Raw genomic sequence first — 16,725 nt, forward strand, 5'->3', positions numbered from 1 at the left:
GAGCTGCCCGCGACGGCTGCGAGGCGTGGCTTCCTGCGGCGGCTCTCCACCTCATGCTACTTGTGGGTAACCATGCTGCCCACCCCTGCCGCCCGGAGCGTCGCAGATCACACGTGCGCCGCTGCCGCCGTGGGCATTCGTTCCGCGGGGCGATGGGGGTGCCCCCATGCCGTTCAGGCTATGGGGGAGGGTGGGCACAGCGGCCCGCACCCGGCAGCGGCGCGTGACCGGCCGCCGGGGGTTGCCGTTCCGTACGCGGCTGCACGCCGGTGGCCCCGGTTGTGCCCACCCTTTCCCCCCGCGGAACGAATGCCCACAACCGGCGGTCAGGCGCTGACTGCCAGGGCTTCTGTCAGGAGGGGGGCCGTCTGCTCGATCTGCCAGGGGCGCGCGCCGCACGCGGCGAGGAAGGCGGAAACCGCCTCCACCGTCGGCTCCGCAGGCGGCTCCCAGCACAGCCGCCGCACCGTATCCGGCGTGATCAGGTTCTCCTGCGGCAGGTTCAGGCTCTCCGCCAGCTCCGTCACGCCCGCCCTCGCCGCCGACAACCTGGCCGCTGCGGCCGGGTCCTTGTCCGCCCAGGAGCGGGGCGGCGGCGGTCCCGTCACCGGCTGGCCCGGCTGGGGCAGCTCCGTCTCGGGGAGCTCCCGGGCCCGTTCCACGGCTGCCTGCCACTGCTCGAGCTGTCTGCGTCCCATCCGGTGGCCGAAGCCGGGCAGCATCGCGAGCGCCTGCGCGCTGGACGGCATCGCGAGGGCGGCCTCGACGATGGCCGCGTCCCCCAGCACCTTGCCCGGGGAGACGTCGCGGCGCTGCGCGATCCGGTCGCGTACAGTCCACAGCTCCCGTACGACCGCCATCTGCCGGCGCCGCCGCACCTTGTGCATGCCGGACGTACGGCGCCACGGGTCCTTGCGGGGCGGGGCCGGGGGCGCGGCGGCGATGGCCGCGAACTCCTGGTGGGCCCACTCCAGCTTCCCCTGCCGGGCCAGCTCCTCCTCCAGCGCGTCCCGCAGGTCGATGAGCAGCTCCACGTCCAGCGCGGCGTAGCGCAGCCACGGCTCGGGCAGCGGGCGGGTGGACCAGTCCACGGCGGAGTGGCCCTTCTCCAGGGCGTAGCCCAGGACGCCCTCGACCATGGCGCCGAGGCCGACCCGCGCAAACCCCGCCAGCCGCCCCGCGAGCTCGGTGTCGAACAGCCGCTGCGGCGTCATGCCTATCTCGCGCAGGCACGGCAGGTCCTGGGTCGCGGCGTGCAGCACCCACTCGGAGTCGCCGAGCGCGGTGCCCAGCGCGGACAGGTCGGGACAGCCGACCGGGTCGATCAGGGCGCTGCCCGCGCCGTCGCGGCGCAGCTGCACGAGATACGCGCGCTGCCCGTAGCGGTAGCCGGACGCGCGCTCGGCGTCGACGGCGACGGGGCCGGTGCCGGCGGCGAAGGCCGTGACGATCTCGGCGAGTGCAGCGGAGGTGCTGGTCACCGGCGGAATGCCCTCGTGGGGCTCGAGCAAGGGGACCGGCGCCGGTTTGAGGTCCGGGCCCGCGGTGGCGACTGCTGGTGTGGCAGTTCCCCGGGGCGTTCGCAGTGTGCGGTCTGCTGCGGTCTCTTGGGCGTCGGTCACCAGTCAAGGGTATCCGCCGACGTGAGGCGCCCGCCGACGGAACGTTCCGTCGGCGGGCGCCGTCATCTCGTGATCTCAGTGCTTCAGTGAATGATCCCGGTGCGGAGGGCGACGGCCACCATGCCGGCGCGGTCTCCGGTGCCGAGCTTGCGTGCGATCCGGGCGAGGTGGCTTTTGACGGTCAGCGCGGACAGTCCCATCGAGACGCCGATGGCCTTGTTGGACTGGCCCTCCGCAACCAGCCGCAGGACCTCGACCTCTCGGCCGGACAGCTCGCGGTATCCCCCCGGGTGTCCGGGGGCGCCCGGCGGGCGGCGGTGCATACGGGCGGCCGCCGCACCGATCGGCGCCGCGCCCGGCCGGCCCGGGATGCCGAGGTTGGTACGGGTGCCGGTGACGACGTAGCCCTTGACGCCGCCGGCCAGCGCGTTCCGTACGGCGCCGATGTCGTCGGCGGCGGACAGGGCGAGGCCGTTCGGCCAGCCCGCGGCGCGGGTTTCGGACAGCAGGGTCAGGCCGGAGCCGTCGGGCAGGTGGACGTCGGCGACGCAGATGTCGCGGGGGTTCCCGACTCGGGGACGGGCCTCCGCGATCGACGACGCCTCGATGACGTCGCGCACCCCGAGCGCCCACAGATGGCGCGTGACGGTGGAGCGGACGCGGGGGTCGGCGACGACGACCATGGCCGTCGGTTTGTTGGGGCGATAGGCGACCAGGCTTGAAGGCTGCTCGAGGAGAACGGACACCAGGCCTCCTGGGGGAGTGCGGACGTGGGCCGACCTTGGGGATAAGTCGGGGCGATCCGTGCGGGAAAGGGTCACAGACTCCTTCGGCAGCAAACCTGGGCAGCTTTAGTAAATGATCACGATTGGTGAGTAACAATTCGGGCAATTCGGATGCGCGATCGATCAGCAATGATCCGCCGGCCCGCAGCCGCGAGCCGCGGCCACACCGGCCTCCGGCGCGGTTTTCCCACGCGCCCCGCCCTGATGACCCGCCCTGAAGAAGGGCGCGTGCGTGGGACGGTCCGGCGCGCCGTCCGGAAGCGCGGTGCTGGGGCCGCGGGGGCGGGTGAGGCCCGGTGGCCAGGTCGGTCAGTGCGCCGGGGGACCTGGGGCGGGCGGTGGGGGCTCTGGGGTCAGCGGGGGTGGGGGCCGCGGCGCTGGGGGAGTGAGACCACCGCGGCGTCCGGGCCGCCGCCCGGCGGCAGTCCGCCGATCTGGCACAGCAGCTCGCACCACGCGGCCAGGTGCGCCCCCGCGTCCGGCGCACCCCCCGCACCCTCGCGCGGCGTCCACGAGGCCCGGATCTCGATCTGCGTCGCGGGCGCCCGGTTCGCGAGGCCGCCGAAGTAGTGCGAGCCGGCCAGCGTCACCGTCCCGCTCGGTTCCCCGTATGCCACCCCGCGCGCCTCGAACGCCCCGGTCAGCCACGACCAGCACACCTCGGGCAACAGCGGGTCCGCCGCCATCTCCGGCTCCAGCTCGGCCCGCACCAGGGTCACCAGTCGGAAGGTGCCCTTCCAGGCGTCGTGCCCGGCCGGGTCGTGCAGCAGGACGAGCCGGCCGTCGGCCAGGTCCTTGCCGCTCTGGACGACGGCCGCCTCCAGCGCGTACGAGAACGGGGCGAGCCGCTGCGGCGGGCGGGCCTGATCGATCTCCATCTCCGGCCGCAGCCGCGCGGTGCGCAGCGCCTCGACCGCCTGCCGGAAGGCGAGCGGATTGCCGTCCTCTTCCGTGTTGCCGGTGCCGTCAGCGCCATCCGGGATTCGTTCCTGAGCCGCAGCCATGAGCATGAAGACTAGGCGGAACCGGAGCCGCCGACGGGTAGGGACACCCGGGTGCGCACACGGTCTTCCCGCCGCATGCGAAGATTCTTGGCGTGAGTGCCAACGACCGCCCGACGGGCCAGCAGCAGACCAGCACAGCAGCCGCGGAGTCGGCCTTCCTGAAGGCGTGCCGCGGGGAACCCGTGCCGCATACGCCGGTGTGGTTCATGCGGCAGGCCGGGCGCTCACTGCCCGAGTACCTGAAGGTGCGCGAGGGCATCCCCATGCTCGAGTCCTGCATGCGGCCCGACCTGGTCACCGAGATCACGCTGCAGCCGGTCCGCCGCCACAAGGTCGACGCCGCCATTTACTTCAGCGACATCGTCGTACCGCTCAAGGCCATCGGGCTCGACCTCGACATCAAGCCCGGTGTCGGGCCGGTCGTCGCGGAGCCGATCCGTACCCGCGCCGACCTGGCGCGGCTGCGGGCGCTCGAGCCGGACGACGTGAAGTACGTGACCGAGGCCGTCGGCATGCTCACCGGCGAGCTGGGCGCGACGCCGCTCATCGGCTTCGCGGGCGCGCCGTTCACGCTCGCCAGCTATCTGGTCGAGGGCGGTCCCTCCCGCCACCACGAGCACACCAAGGCGCTCATGTACGGCGACCCGGAGCTGTGGGCCGACCTGCTCGACCGGCTCGCGGACATCACCGCGGCCTTCCTGAAGGTGCAGATCGAGGCGGGCGCCTCGGCGGTGCAGCTCTTCGACTCCTGGGTCGGCGCGCTCGCCCCGGCCGACTACCGGCGCTCGGTGCTGCCCGCCTCGGCCAAGGTCTTCGACGCCGTGGCCGGGTACGGGGTGCCGCGCATCCACTTCGGCGTCGGTACGGGCGAGCTGCTCGGGCTGATGGGCGAGGCGGGGGCGGACGTGGTGGGCGTGGACTGGCGCGTGCCGATGGACGAGGCGGCGCGGCGGGTCGGGCCGGGGAAGGCGCTCCAGGGGAACCTGGACCCGGCGGTGCTGTTCGCTCCGCGGGGGGCGGTGGAGGACAAGGCGCGTGAGGTTCTGGTCGCGGCGCGGGAGCTTCCCGGCCACGTCTTCAACCTCGGGCACGGGGTGCTGCCCACAACGGACCCCGACGCCCTGACCCACCTCGTGGACTTCGTCCACACCGAGACCTCCCACTGAGGTTGTGGGCATGCTCACGGCGGGCCTGAGCCGAGCAGGGTAATCGCGCCGTAGGCGGCGGAGGCCACCGCGGCTGCGGCCAGGATCGCCACCGTGCGCTCAGGGCGCGTTCTCAGCAAGGCCACCGCCGCGGGGAGCAGCAGCGGGAACGCCGGCATCATCAGGCGCGGCCTGGAGCCGAAATAGCCCGCGCCCACCAGCGAGACGAACACCACCGCCGCCGTGTACACCACCAGCGGCAACGGCTGCCGCTGCCGCACGCAGCACAGCCACAGCAGCCAGAAGACGAGCGCGAGCGCCGCGCACAGGCCGAGCCCGGCCAGGACGTTGGACGTGAGGTTCTGCCAGACGAAGCCCGCCAGCGCGCGGCCGCCGTCGAAGCCGTTGCCCCACTCCCCCTGCACCTCGAAGTAGGCGAAGAGGCCGCCGTTGCGCACGGCCACGTACAGCACGTACGCGAGCCAGCCCAGGGGCGCGAGGACGACGCCCAGCAGCATCCGCGCGTGCCCGCGCAGCAGTTCGCCCGCGCGTGCACCGGCGCGGTACTCGCGGACGAGGGTGACGGCCGCCGGTATCCAGATCGCCGCCACGACCGCGGCCGCGGACGGCCGGGTCAGCCCCGCGAGCACGGCCAGGCCGCCCGCCCAGACCCAGCGCCCGGTCAGCACCGCGTACACCGCCCACGCGGCCAGCGCCGTGAACAGCGTCTCGGTGTACGCCATCGACTGCACGAACGCGGTCGGGTACGCGCCCCACAGCGCGGCGAGCAGCACGCCCCCGCGCGGCCCGTGCAGCCGGGCGCCGATCGCGTAGATCCCCCACGCGGCGACGAGCGAGGCGAGCCAGGAGACCAGCAGGCCCGCGTCCGGCACGCTCAGCGGCGTGATCTCGGAGATGCCCCGCTCCAGCGCCGGGAGCAGCGGGAAGAAGGCGAGGTCGGAGTGGACGTCGCCGTCCGGCAGCCGGATCTCGTAGCCGTAGCCCTCCGTCGCGATCCGCGCGTACCAGAGGGAGTCCCAGCGCGCGTTGAGCAGTGTGTGCGGGCTCTTCCCGGCTGCCGCGGCCGCCGTGCCCAGGATCACGAGGCCGAGCAGCCGCACCGAGGCGTACGCCAGCAGGGCGGGCGCGGCCGCGCGCAGGGAGGCGGCGGCGCGCTCGCGGAGGAGAGAGGCGTCGCGGCGCGGGGTGCGCGGTGGGGCCGCGGCCGGTATCCGGGTGTCGGGCATGTGGGCGATTATCACCGAGAGCCCGACCGCACCCGTTCACCCGGGTGTGCCAGGCCCGGCGCACCGAATGCCCGCACTCCTCGGCCTACTGACCGCGCAGATCCTGCGCGACCGCCGCCGTCGCCTTGCGCGCAGCGACCAGCACCGGGTCCCACACGGGCGAGAACGGTGGCGCGTAGCCGAGGTCCAGCGTCGTCATCTGCTCCACCGTCATCCCCGCCGTCAGGGCCACGGCCGCGATGTCGACGCGCTTGCCCGCGCCCTCGCGGCCGACGATCTGTGTGCCCAGCAGCCGCCCCGTACGGCGCTCCGCGAGCATCTTCACCGTCATCGGGCGCGCCTCCGGGTAGTACCCGGCCCGGCTCGTCGACTCGATGGTCACCGTCACGTACTGCAGGCCGGCGGCCGCCGCCTGTGCCTCCAGCAGCCCGGTCCGCGCGATCTCCAGGTCGCAGACTTTGCTGACGGCCGTGCCCACGACTCCGGGGAAGGTCGCGTAACCGCCGCCCACATTGGTGCCGATGATCTGGCCGTGCTTGTTGGCGTGCGTCCCGAGGGCGATGTGCCGGGTGTGGCCCGAGATCAGGTCCAGCACCTCGACGCAGTCGCCGCCCGCCCAGATGTTGTCGTATCCCCGCACCCGCATCGCCAGGTCGGTGAGCAGGCCGCCCGACTCGCCGAGCGGCAGCCCGGCCCGCAGCGCGAGATACGTCTCGGGGCGCACGCCGAGGCCCAGCACGACCAGGTCGGCCGGGTACTCGGCGTCCGCCGTCAGCACCGCCGCTACCCGCCCGTCCGCGTCCCTGCGGATCTCGGTGGCCTCCGCGCCCGTCACCGTCTCGATGCCGAGGCCGCTCATGGCCTCGTGGACCAGTCGGCCCATGTCCGGATCGAGGGTGGACATGGGCTGCTCCGCCCGCTCCAGAACGGTGACCCGGCAGCCCCGGTTGACCAGCGCCTCGGCCATCTCCACTCCGATGTAGCCCGCGCCCACGACCACCGCCCGCAGCCCCTGAGCCCGGTCGCGGAGCCCGGCGATCAGCGCCTGCCCGTCGTCGAGGGTCTGCACCCCGTAGACCCCCGGCGCGTCGATGCCGGGGATGTCCGGGCGCAGTGGGCGCGCCCCGGTGGCCAGCACCAGGTGGTCGTAGTCCTCCCAGCGCTCGCCGTCCCGCGCGTCGAGGTCGTGGACCCGTACCCGCTGCCGGTCGGGGTCGATCTCGGTGACCTCGGTGCGCAGCCGCAGGCCGATGCCGCGCCTGCGGTGCTCGATGGGCGTACGGGCGACGAGGCCGCCGGGCCCCGTCACGGTGCCGCCGACCCAGTACGGGATGCCGCACGCCGAGTACGAGGTGAAGTGCCCGCGCTCGAACGCGACGATCTCCAGCTCGTCCGGCTTTCTCAGCCTGCGCGCCCGGGACGCGGCGGACATGCCCGCCGCGTCCCCGCCGATGACCACCAGCCGCTGCGCCCGCGTCGCCATCGCGCTTCCTTCCGCCACCGTCGCCCGCCGTCGTAGCACGCACCGGCGTCCCGCGCCGGCAGGGCCACGCTACGGGCGCCGGCCGCTCAGTCCTCCTTACGACTCTCCTCCGGCTGGCTCTCCTCCGGCTGCTCGGGGGACGTGATCGGAGGCGGGACGGTCACCGGCGGCGGGGGCGTGACGCCGCGCGGACGGGGTGCGCGGGGCGCGGGCGTGCCGGGCGGCGTGCCGGGCGAGGGCGTACCGGGCGGCGTAGCGAGCGCGGGCGTACCGGGCGCGCGCCGCGGCAGCCGGCCCCGCACCACGCGCCAGATCACGAACAGCAGGGCGAGCGCGGCGGCGAACGGCAGCACCGCACCCACCGCGACCGCGACCCACCGCACCGCCGTCACAAAGGCGTTCCAGCCGCCGGACAACGCGTCCAGGAAGCCGGGCTCGTCGTCCTCGGGCTTCGGCGCGGGCTTCGGCGCGGTCTCCGTCAGAACCAGCGTGATCGTGGCCATGCCGGTCCGCTCCTTGAGCGACTGCTGCTGCGCCTTGAGCGCCTCCAGCTCCGCCTGACGGGTACTCAGCTCCCCTTCCAGGCTGACGATGTCCGACAGCCTGGTGGCCCGGTCCATCAGCTCGCGCACCCGGGCGACGCTGGCCTCCTGCGACTTGACGCGGCTTTCGACGTCCACCACCTGATCGGTCACGTCCTGGGCATCGACCTTGCGCTCGATGAGCCTGCCGGACCCGGCGAGGTCGCCGAGGACGCCCTCGAACTCGTCCTGCGGCACGCGCAGGACGATGCGGGACTGCTCGTGCCCCCGGGCCTCCCGGTCCGTGGTCTCGTCGCCGACGTAGCCGCCCGCGTTCTCCGCCGTGGTGCGTGCGTCGCCGACGGCGCGGGAGACGTCCTTGACCCGGACGGTCAGGGTCGCGGTCCGGATGATGTGGGACGGGCCGAGCTTCGGTGCCCTGCTGGGGGCGGCCTTCCCGTCCGCCGTACCGCCCGGCTGCTGCCGCTGGTCGCCGACGGCCGGGCCTCCCTCCGCCTGGTCCGGAGCCGCGGCCCCCTCACGAGGTGCCCCTCCCTTCGCGTCGGCGGCCGACTCCGCCACCGAGCCGCCGGACGAGCCGCTGCACCCGGCGAGGCCGAGCGAGGCGGCGAGCAGGACGGAGGCGAGGACGGTCAGCGGCCGGCGGTGCCGTGCCGGCCGCGCGGTCGATGGACCGCGCACCGGGCTGGGTGCGGGATGGTACGTCGGACGGTGCATCGTGGTCCCCCCAAGGGCCGTTGACGTTGTTGCCCGTTGGACGAGGTGGCGTGAAGGCGGGTTGCGGGCGGCCGGTCCCGATGAGGTCACGGTCAGGACTCTTTCCGGGTCTGAGACAGTGGGGACATGAGCGATGCGGACACGCGTACGGACCGGGGGACCGGCCGGCGGACGGGCAGCCATGTCGTAGTCGTCGGCGGCGGGATCTCCGGTCTCGCGGCCGCGCACCGGCTGAGCGCGTCCGGCGTACGCGTGACCGTCCTGGAGGCGTCGGGGCGGCTCGGCGGGAAGCTGCACGCGGGCGAGATCGCGGGAGTGCCGGTCGACTTCGGCGCGGAGACGATGCTCGCGCGGCGGCCGGAGGCCGTGGAACTGGCGCGCGCGGTGGGGCTCGAGGACCGCCTCCAGCCGCCGGCCACCATCTCCGCCTCGCTGTGGACGCGGGGGCGGCTGCGGCCCATGCCGAAGGGGCACGTGATGGGCGTGCCCGGCGATCTCGCGCCCCTCGCCGCGTCCGGAGTGATCTCGGACGAGGGGCTGGCCCGTATCGAGCGCGACCGCGAGCTGCCGCGCACGGAGGTCGGCGACGACGTCGCCGTCGGTGCGTACATCGCGGACCGCCTCGGCCGCGAGGTCGTCGACCGTCTCGTCGAGCCGCTGCTCGGCGGGGTGTACGCGGGCGACGCCTACCGGATCTCGATGCGCGCCGCCGTCCCCCAGCTCTTCGAGGCCGCGCGCACCCACCGCTCGCTGCTGGAGGGCGTCCGGGAGATCCAGGCGCGGGCGGCGGCGGGCGGGACGGCGGCGGACCGGACAGCGTCGGGCCGGGCCGTGGCGGAGCCCGCGACGCAGGGCGGCGGCCCGGTCTTCATGGGCATCGACGGCGGCGTGGGCCGCCTGCCGCTCGCGGTCGCCGACGCCTGCCGCGCAGCAGGCGCGGACGTGGTCACCGGCGCGTCCGTGGAGCGGCTCGCCCTCAGGCGCGGCGAGGGCGGCGCGGGCCTGACGCCGGGAGGCCCGGCGCCAGGGGACCCGGACCGGGCGACGGGCGACGGCACCGGCACGAGCCCAGCGGCGGCCCGGACGCAGGCGCACGAGGGCAACCCGGGACGGGCTTCCTGGGAGGTCGTCGTCCGGGAGCGCTCCGGGGCGGTGCGCACCCTCGAGGCCGACGGGGTGGTGCTCGCCGTGCCCGCGCCCGTGGCGGCGCGGCTGCTCGCCGCCGAGTCCCCGGCCGCCTCGGCCGAGCTGGCCGCCGTCGAGTACGCCTCCATGGCCCTGGTCACCCTCGCTTTTCGGCGGGCGGACCTGTCCGCCCTGCCGGACGGCAGCGGCTTTCTCGTCCCGCCCGTCGACGGCCGCACGATCAAGGCGTCCACCTTCTCCAGCGCCAAATGGGGCTGGCTCGCGGACGCCGATCCGGATCTCTTCGTGCTGCGCGCCTCGGTCGGGCGGTTCGGCGACGAGGCCGATCTGCGGCGCGACGACGCGGACCTCGTCCAGGTCTCGCTCGGCGACCTGGGCGACGCCACGGGACTCTCCGCCCGGCCCGTCGCGGCCACGGTCACCCGCTGGGACGGCGGGCTGCCGCAGTACCCGGTCGGCCACCTCGGCCGGGTCGCCCGTATCCGCGAGCAGGTGGCCAAGCTGCCGGGCCTGCGCGTGTGCGGCGCGCTGTACGAGGGGCTGGGCATCCCGGCCTGCATCGCGAGCGCGCGCACCGCGGCCGACGAGCTGCTGGCCACCCTGCCGGAGTCCACCGTCCGGGGCGAGCGAGAATGAGGGCATGACTGCTGCCCCTGAAAAGATCCCGAACGCCGGCAAGAAGGCCAAGGACCTCAACGAGGTCATCCGCTACACCCTCTGGTCGGTGTTCAAGCTCCGCGACGTGCTGCCCGAGGACCGCACCGGGTACGCGGCCGACGTGGAGGAGCTGTTCGAGCAGCTCGCCGCGAAGGACGTCACCGTGCGCGGCACGTACGACGTGTCGGGGCTGCGGGCCGACGCCGACGTCATGATCTGGTGGCACTCGGAGTCCTCGAACGCGCTCCAGGAGGCGTACAACCTCTTCCGCCGCACCAGGCTCGGCCGCGCACTGGAGCCGGTGTGGTCGAACATGGCGCTGCACCGCCCCGCCGAGTTCAACAAGGCGCACATCCCGGCCTTCCTCGCCGACGAGGTCGCCCGCGAGTACGTGTGCGTGTACCCCTTCGTGCGGTCCTACGACTGGTATCTGCTGCCCGACGAGGACCGGCGCCGGATGCTCGCCGAGCACGGCAAGATGGCCCGCGGCTTCCCCGACGTCCGCGCCAACACCGTCGCGTCCTTCGCGCTCGGCGACTACGAGTGGCTGCTGGCCTTCGAGGCCGACGAGCTGCACCGGATCGTCGACCTCATGCGCCACCTGCGGGCCTCCGAGGCGCGGCTGCACGTCCGCGAGGAGGTGCCCTTCTACACCGGGCGCCGCAAGCCGGTCGCGGAGCTGGTGGCGGGACTGGCCTGAGCACCCCCCTCAACGCTTGTGTCCTGTCTCCCCGCACAAGCGGGGAGACAGGACACAAGGGGGCCCGACGGCCTGCCTCAGATGACGGGCTTGGGCACCGCGCGCTTGTCCCGGCGCTCCGGCTTCGCCGCCTTCTCAGGCCTGGGCTCGGGGCGCGGCCCGCACGCCGCATGCCGTCCCGGCGTCTCGCCGCGCAGCAGATACGTCTCGAAGTGGCGGTTGACGCACGCGTTCTCGCCGCCCGCGACGCCGTGCGTGCCCGCCCGCCGCTCGGTCACCAGCGACGCCCCTGCCAGCCGGCGCTGCAGTTCCAGCGCGCCCTTGTACGGCGTCGCCGCGTCCCGCTCGGCCGCGAGGATCAGCACGGGAGGCAGCGCGCGGGCGGCCGTCCGTACGTCCAGCGGCGTCTGCCGGGGCTGGGTCCAGTAGGCGCACGGAAGGTTCATCCAGGCGTTGTCCCAGGTCTCGAAGGGGGCGACGCGGGCGAGCGCGGTGTTGTCCGAGTCCCAGGTGCGCCAGTCGGTCGGCCACGGGGCGTCGTTGCACTCGACCGCCGTGTAGACGGCGTTGCCGTTCTCCTCCGCCTCCGCGGCCCCCTCCTGCGGCGCCGCCTGCTCGGTCAGCGGCTTGGCGTTGCCGCGCAGGTACTCCGACAGCGCGTACGCCCTCCGCGCCCAGTACGCGTCGTAGTAGCCGACTTGCAGGAACGCGGCCTGGAGCTGTGCCGAGCCGACCCTGCCGCCGGCCGGCTTGCGCTCGATCCTGACCCGCGCCTTCTCGTAGGAGCGCAGCACATCCTGCTGCGTACGACCCAGGTGGTAGACGGAGTCGTGCTTGGCGACCCAGCGGCGCCAGTCCGCCCAGCGGCTCTCGAAGGCCTGCGACTGGTCGAGGTTGTTCCGGTACCAGATCTGCCGGGGGTCGGGGTTGACCGCGCTGTCGAAGACCATGCGGCGGACGTGACCGGGGAAGAGCGTGGCGTAGAGCGCGCCGAAGTACGTGCCGTACGAGGCACCGACGAAGTTGAGCTTCTGCTCGCCGAGGGCGGCGCGGATGACGTCGAGGTCGCGGGCGTTGTTGAGCGAGGTGTAGTGCCGTACGCCGGAACCCGCGCGCAGGGAACAGCCGCGGGCGTACTCCCGGGCCCGGTCCTTGCGGAGGGCCTTGTATTCATCGTCCGGGTGGATGGGGGAGTTGGCCGGGGCCTTGGCGAACTGGGCCGGGTCCTGGCAGGACAGCGGTGCGGAGCGGCCGACGCCGCGCGGCGCGTAGCCGACGAAGTCGTACGCCTTGGCGAGCGGCCGCCACTCGTCGAGCTTCGAGTAGAGAGGGAACTGCATGCCGGAGGCGCCGGGCCCGCCCGGGTTGAAGATCAGCGCTCCCTGGCGGGCCTGGCGGGTGCCGGAGGCGCGGACACGGCTGACGGTGAGCGAGATGGTGCGGCCGTCGGGCCGGGCGTAGTCCAGCGGTACGGAGACTCTGCCGCACTCCACGGGCTTCGGCAGGTCCTCGGTCTTGGGGCAGCGGCCGAAGTGGATACCGGCCTTCGCGGCGCGGGCGGCAGCGGCGGCGGTGCCGCGGGCTTCGGGGGTGCCGTCCGCGGGGACGGCGTCCGGGCGGGCGGCCGCCGGTCCTGCCACCTGTTCTGTCGCCGGTCCGGACGCGGCGCGGGCATCCGGTGTGCGCGGGGGAGTGGCGCTGCCGGCGGGGGTGGTGGCGAGTGCGGTGAGGACCAGCGACCCGAGGGCGCCGTACAGCGCTACAGCTCTCACGCGTCATCCCTTCATATGAAAAATGCTGGAAAGGATGATTCGTGGGGGAGTTGGGGATGTAAAGGACCGTTGTCCGGTGTCGGGGCTCAAGCCCCCGTGCGGGTCACTCCCATTGGCACGGGTGGCCGCTGCCGCTGCTGTTGTCGCCGCTGAGCGCGGCGCGCAGCGCGGGGTCGTCGAGGGCGGCGGGGCCGCGTACGGCGAAGGCCGTCAGACCGGCGGCAGCGTCACCGGCGCCGTCGCGGTCACCGTTGCCGGTACGGGCCGCGGGGGTGGCGGCGATCCGGCCGAGCATGCGCTGTCCGGCCGGTGACGCCCACAGGCTGCCGGGGCGGATCTCGACATGCGCTATCGCCAGGCAGCCGGTGACGAGCACGAGCGGCAGCGCGAACCAGGCGGCGACCGGGCCCGAGCTCTCCTCAGGCGGCAGGACGAACAGCGCCGCGGCCCCGGTCAGCAGCACCAGCAGCCCCGCGTACTGGGCCTGCCGGACGGCGGTGGCGATGTTCGTGACGGCCGGGGGCGGTACGGCGAGACCGGCGGCCACCAGCCGGTCCGCCAGCGTCCGTACGGCGTCGGCGGCCGCGAGCGCCGCGCGGATCGCCGGTACGCGGGACTGGCCGCCCGGGCCGATCGCCGTGATCACCGAACGCTCCAGGTCGTCCCTGCCCTCCGGGTCGACGACCGTGGCCCAGCCGGTGTGGGCCAGCAGCAGGCGGCGCTGCCGCGACATCGAGAGCAGCGTCAGATCGGCGACCCGGCGCGGTCCACCTGCCAGGAACGCGGCCTCGTAGATCGAGATACGGGGCGGTGGGGCCGGGCGCCTGCCCTCCCTGTCGCCGTCGGCACCGGCGGCCGTGGACGCGGGGCCGTGCGTACGCCCGGCGGTTGCGGCCGCGTGGCACAGGCGCGCGGCCGAGGCGACGGCGGCGACCCAGGCGACGAGGAGGAAGAGGACCCACATGCGGGAGTTCTACTGAGGGTGGGGGACGGCGCGCCAGACACCTTCCACGATGCGGACGCCGGAGCCGGGCCGGGGGTGAGGCGGAAGGCCCTACGGGCCGTGTCACTTCTTCATGTGGCTGTCCGCCGCACTGTCCTGTGCGTCCTTCCCGGACTTCTTCGCGTTGTCCGGTTTCTCGCCCTTCTCCGGATTCTCCGGTGGTTCCGGCTTCTCCGGGAGTGTCGCGGGCGGCGGCAGCGGAAAGCTGGAGGACGGGGCGGCGGGCTCGGCCGGCGGGGCGTTCGGCGATGCGGGCGGTGGCGGCGGGCCGGTCGGGGACGCCGTGGCGCTGCCCGCCTCCTCGCTCGCGATGGCGTCGAAGTCGACCAGACCCGTGCGTTCGAGCATGGTCATGTGGTCGAGAACGGTCGTATTGGCGTCGTCGGCCAGTTCGCGCACGAGGCTGTTGCGTGTGGTGTGCCGGATCTGGCCGATGACGCCGAACACCTTGCCGTGGGCCATGCGCAGGATGTTCGCGAACGCGCTCGCGTAGTCCATGCCGTGTGCGGCCGTGAACTCGCCCAGCCAGCGCTTCTGTTGTTCGTTCGGCTCATTGGGCAGCTCCATGCCGAGCCGGGCCGCGACCTCGCGGACCCGCGCGTCGAGGAAGGTGTGGCCTTCCACGAGGTGTTCGCCCGCGTCCGCGATCGCCTGGGTCGGCGCACGCTCGATCGCCTGCTGCCCGGCGGGCAGCTCCCACAGCCCGGCCAGCCGTACCCGGACGATGAAGTCCCGGTCGGCGGCGGACAGCGGGCCCCACGCGGTGGCGACGGTCCCGGCTTCGAGGTTGGCGAGGCCCGTGCCGGATCTGTCGCGGTACGTCCACATGGGGAAGACGAGCGCGGTGAGCGTCGCGGTGAGCGCCACGAGGACCAGGCCGGTGCTGGTGATGGATCGCATGAGGGGTGCCTCCTGCGGCACCGCACGGTAATGCGCCAGGCATGATCTGGGTAACGGTTCGCGGAAACTCGCTTCCGGGGCGGGGCGGGGCGGGGTGGGGCTGAGCGGCGGGCCGGGCCGCGGCCGGGCGCTACGCGGCCCGGCGCCCCCGCCCGCGGAGCGCGCTGCGCAGCAGCCGCGCGAAGCGGTTGGCGGGCAGCGGCGCGGGACCCGAGCGCTCCAGCCACCAGGCGTGGAGCCGCCGCCGCACGGCCGGATCTGCGACCGGACTCCTGCTACCGGCCGGGCTCGCGTGGCCGGCCGGGCTCGCGGGGCTCAGCGAGTCCGGGCGGCCGGTGGCCGTGGCCAGCAGGTGCTCGGCGAAGTGGAGGGCGTCACGGCGGTAGCCATCGGTCATCGGGCGCATGTGCGCGTAGCCGAGGAACGCGGGCCGGTAGGCGGGGCCGAGGATCTCCGGCAGTTCGGGGGCGACCTTGGCGACGACATCGGCCCGCTTGGCGGCCAGCGCGCGGCTCTGCACGCGCAGCCGCTGCCGGTCGAAGCCCTCGGGAGCGGGCGTCCCGGCCACGAGCGCGGACAACAGCGAAGCCTGCGCCAGCCCGACCCGCTCCCGCCCGGCCTCGGCAGCGCGCCGCGTACCGAGGTCGGCGCTCTGCGCCGCGGTACGCGACGGGCTCTCCCCGCCGTCGGCCATGATCCCGCTCGCGTCCGTGTGGCCATCGGCGGGCTCGGGCACGGGGGTTGGCCGGAGGTTCCCCCTCGTGGCTGTCGTCGGGGGAGTGGTGCCGGATACGCCTGCGGACGAGGTGTGTTGTGGCGTGACCCGGTCCGCTGCCGACGGCAGCGGGGGGTTTCCCGCGTTGCCCGTCGTGGTTCCGCTTGCGGGCTGTGCCGCGTCCGTGTGGATGGCCGCGGGCTCGGTTGCGGGGGTTGGCCGGAGGCCCCCGCTCGTGGCTGTCGTCGGGGGAGTGGCGCCGGAAGCGTCCGCCGACGAGGCGCCTTGCCAAGCCCCCGCGCCCGGCGGGCGGCTCTCCGTGATGCCCGTCGCGGCCCCGTTCGTGGGCCGGGTCGTGACTGCCCGGCCGCCGGGCCGGGACTTCGGCGTCGCCTCCATCACCGCCCGTATCGCGGCCAGTTCGGCCGCCAGTTCCTCCGCCGCCGGGAAGTCCTCGTCGCGTTCGAGGAGGACGCCCGGCGGGTCCGTACGGGCGCGGAGTTCCGCGAGGACGTCCAGGACCGGCTGGGTCACCGGGTGGGCGTGGCTGTCGTGCCACACGCCGTCCTTCTCGATGCCGCCCGCCACGTGCACGTACGCGATGGCCTCGACCGGCAGTTCTTCCAGGGCCTTCGCCGGGTCCTCGCCGCGGTTGACGTGATTCGTGTGGAGGTTCGCCACGTCGATCAGCAAGCGGACGCCGGTGCGTTCGACCAGTTCCGCGAGGAACTGCCCCTCGGACATCTCCTCTGCCGGCCAGGCGATCAGCGCCGCGATGTTCTCGAGCGCCAGCGGCACCGGCAGCGCGTCCTGCGCGATACGGACGTTCTCGCACAGCACGTCCAGCGCGTCGCGTGTGCGCGGCACCGGCAGCAGGTGCCCGGCCTCCAGCCGCGGCGAGGCGGTCAGCGGCCCACCGGCCCGTACGAAGGCGATGTGCTCGGTGACCAGCGGCGCGCCGAGTGCCTCGGCGCGCTCGGCGAGGGCGGCGAGCCGCTCAGGGTCGGGGCGGTCGGCGCCGCCGAGGCCCAGCGAGACGCCGTGCGGGATGACGGTCGTGCCGCGCTCCCGCAGCCGCAGCAGCGGTGCGGGGAGGTGCCCGGGGCAGATGTTCTCTGCGACCACCTCGACCCAGTCGAGACCGGGCAGCTCCGCCACCGTGTCGGCGATCTCGGGCCGCCATCCGATGCCCGTACCCAAGCGCTCCATGGCCCGCCTCCTCCCTCGCGTGTTCGACAGGTGCCGGAGTGATGGCCCCGCCGCACGGGGCCGAATCCTCGAAGCCGC

Annotated in this window: 13 protein-coding genes; 3 read left to right on the forward strand and 10 right to left on the reverse strand. The window is 74.1% G+C overall.

Annotated elements, in window-relative coordinates; genetic code table 11:
- Positions 1-326: 326 nt before the first annotated feature.
- From ACTWQC_RS06350 to ACTWQC_RS06360, 3 genes are all read right to left on the reverse strand, one after another.
- Complete coding sequence (locus tag ACTWQC_RS06350) at positions 327-1,622, reverse strand: HRDC domain-containing protein (RefSeq protein ID WP_443314541.1); 1,296 nt, start codon at positions 1,620-1,622, stop codon at positions 327-329.
- Between the two features lie 83 nt (positions 1,623-1,705).
- On the reverse strand, positions 1,706-2,368 hold the full coding sequence (locus tag ACTWQC_RS06355; protein ID WP_360858984.1) for a response regulator transcription factor: 663 nt from the start codon (positions 2,366-2,368) through the stop codon (positions 1,706-1,708).
- Between the two features lie 392 nt (positions 2,369-2,760).
- Positions 2,761-3,411 carry a DUF3000 domain-containing protein gene (locus ACTWQC_RS06360; RefSeq protein ID WP_443314542.1) on the reverse strand — a complete coding sequence of 217 codons (651 nt, stop codon included), beginning with the start codon at positions 3,409-3,411 and terminating at the stop codon, positions 2,761-2,763.
- A gap of 92 nt (positions 3,412-3,503) precedes the next feature.
- On the opposite strand from ACTWQC_RS06360, the gene hemE reads away from it, so the two are divergent.
- Complete coding sequence (hemE, locus tag ACTWQC_RS06365) at positions 3,504-4,577, forward strand: uroporphyrinogen decarboxylase (RefSeq protein WP_443314543.1); 1,074 nt, start codon at positions 3,504-3,506, stop codon at positions 4,575-4,577.
- A 14-nt stretch (positions 4,578-4,591) separates the two neighbouring features.
- On the opposite strand, the gene ACTWQC_RS06370 is transcribed toward hemE, so the two are convergent.
- The 3 genes from ACTWQC_RS06370 to ACTWQC_RS06380 all read right to left on the reverse strand — a co-directional run bounded on the left by ACTWQC_RS06370 (position 4,592) and on the right by ACTWQC_RS06380 (position 8,545).
- A complete protein-coding gene (locus ACTWQC_RS06370) occupies positions 4,592-5,803 on the reverse strand; it encodes a hypothetical protein (RefSeq protein WP_443314544.1) in 1,212 nt (403 codons plus the stop codon).
- An 85-nt stretch (positions 5,804-5,888) separates the two neighbouring features.
- Complete coding sequence (locus ACTWQC_RS06375) at positions 5,889-7,286, reverse strand: FAD-dependent oxidoreductase (protein ID WP_443314545.1); 1,398 nt, start codon at positions 7,284-7,286, stop codon at positions 5,889-5,891.
- Between the two features lie 86 nt (positions 7,287-7,372).
- Complete coding sequence (locus tag ACTWQC_RS06380; RefSeq protein ID WP_443314546.1) at positions 7,373-8,545, reverse strand: DUF4349 domain-containing protein; 1,173 nt, start codon at positions 8,543-8,545, stop codon at positions 7,373-7,375.
- A 126-nt stretch (positions 8,546-8,671) separates the two neighbouring features.
- Between ACTWQC_RS06380 and hemG the strand changes: the two genes are divergently transcribed.
- Together hemG and hemQ are read left to right on the forward strand one after the other, a co-directional pair.
- The gene (hemG, locus tag ACTWQC_RS06385) at positions 8,672-10,327 is read left to right on the forward strand and encodes a protoporphyrinogen oxidase (RefSeq protein ID WP_443314547.1); all 1,656 of its coding nucleotides are present in this window, start codon (positions 8,672-8,674) and stop codon (positions 10,325-10,327) included.
- A gap of 4 nt (positions 10,328-10,331) precedes the next feature.
- Positions 10,332-11,048, forward strand: a complete 717-nt coding sequence (hemQ, locus tag ACTWQC_RS06390) for a hydrogen peroxide-dependent heme synthase (protein WP_443314548.1) — start codon at positions 10,332-10,334, stop codon at positions 11,046-11,048.
- A 77-nt stretch (positions 11,049-11,125) separates the two neighbouring features.
- On the opposite strand, the gene ACTWQC_RS06395 is transcribed toward hemQ, so the two are convergent.
- The 4 genes from ACTWQC_RS06395 to ACTWQC_RS06410 form a co-directional block, all read right to left on the reverse strand.
- Positions 11,126-12,820, reverse strand: a complete 1,695-nt coding sequence (locus ACTWQC_RS06395; RefSeq protein ID WP_443314549.1) for an alpha/beta hydrolase — start codon at positions 12,818-12,820, stop codon at positions 11,126-11,128.
- A gap of 103 nt (positions 12,821-12,923) precedes the next feature.
- Positions 12,924-13,784, reverse strand: coding sequence for a TIGR04222 domain-containing membrane protein (locus ACTWQC_RS06400; RefSeq protein WP_443314550.1), 861 nt, complete (start codon positions 13,782-13,784; stop codon positions 12,924-12,926).
- Positions 13,785-13,886: 102 nt separating this feature from the next.
- Entirely contained in the window at positions 13,887-14,723 is an 837-nt protein-coding gene (locus ACTWQC_RS06405) for a DUF4142 domain-containing protein (RefSeq protein ID WP_443314551.1), read from the reverse strand.
- 130 nt (positions 14,724-14,853) lie between these two features.
- Positions 14,854-16,647, reverse strand: coding sequence for a multinuclear nonheme iron-dependent oxidase (locus tag ACTWQC_RS06410; RefSeq protein WP_443314552.1), 1,794 nt, complete (start codon positions 16,645-16,647; stop codon positions 14,854-14,856).
- Positions 16,648-16,725 lie beyond the last annotated feature (78 nt).

This window comes from Streptomyces sp. 8N616 (assembly GCF_052246385.1).
Taxonomy (GTDB): domain Bacteria; phylum Actinomycetota; class Actinomycetes; order Streptomycetales; family Streptomycetaceae; genus Streptomyces.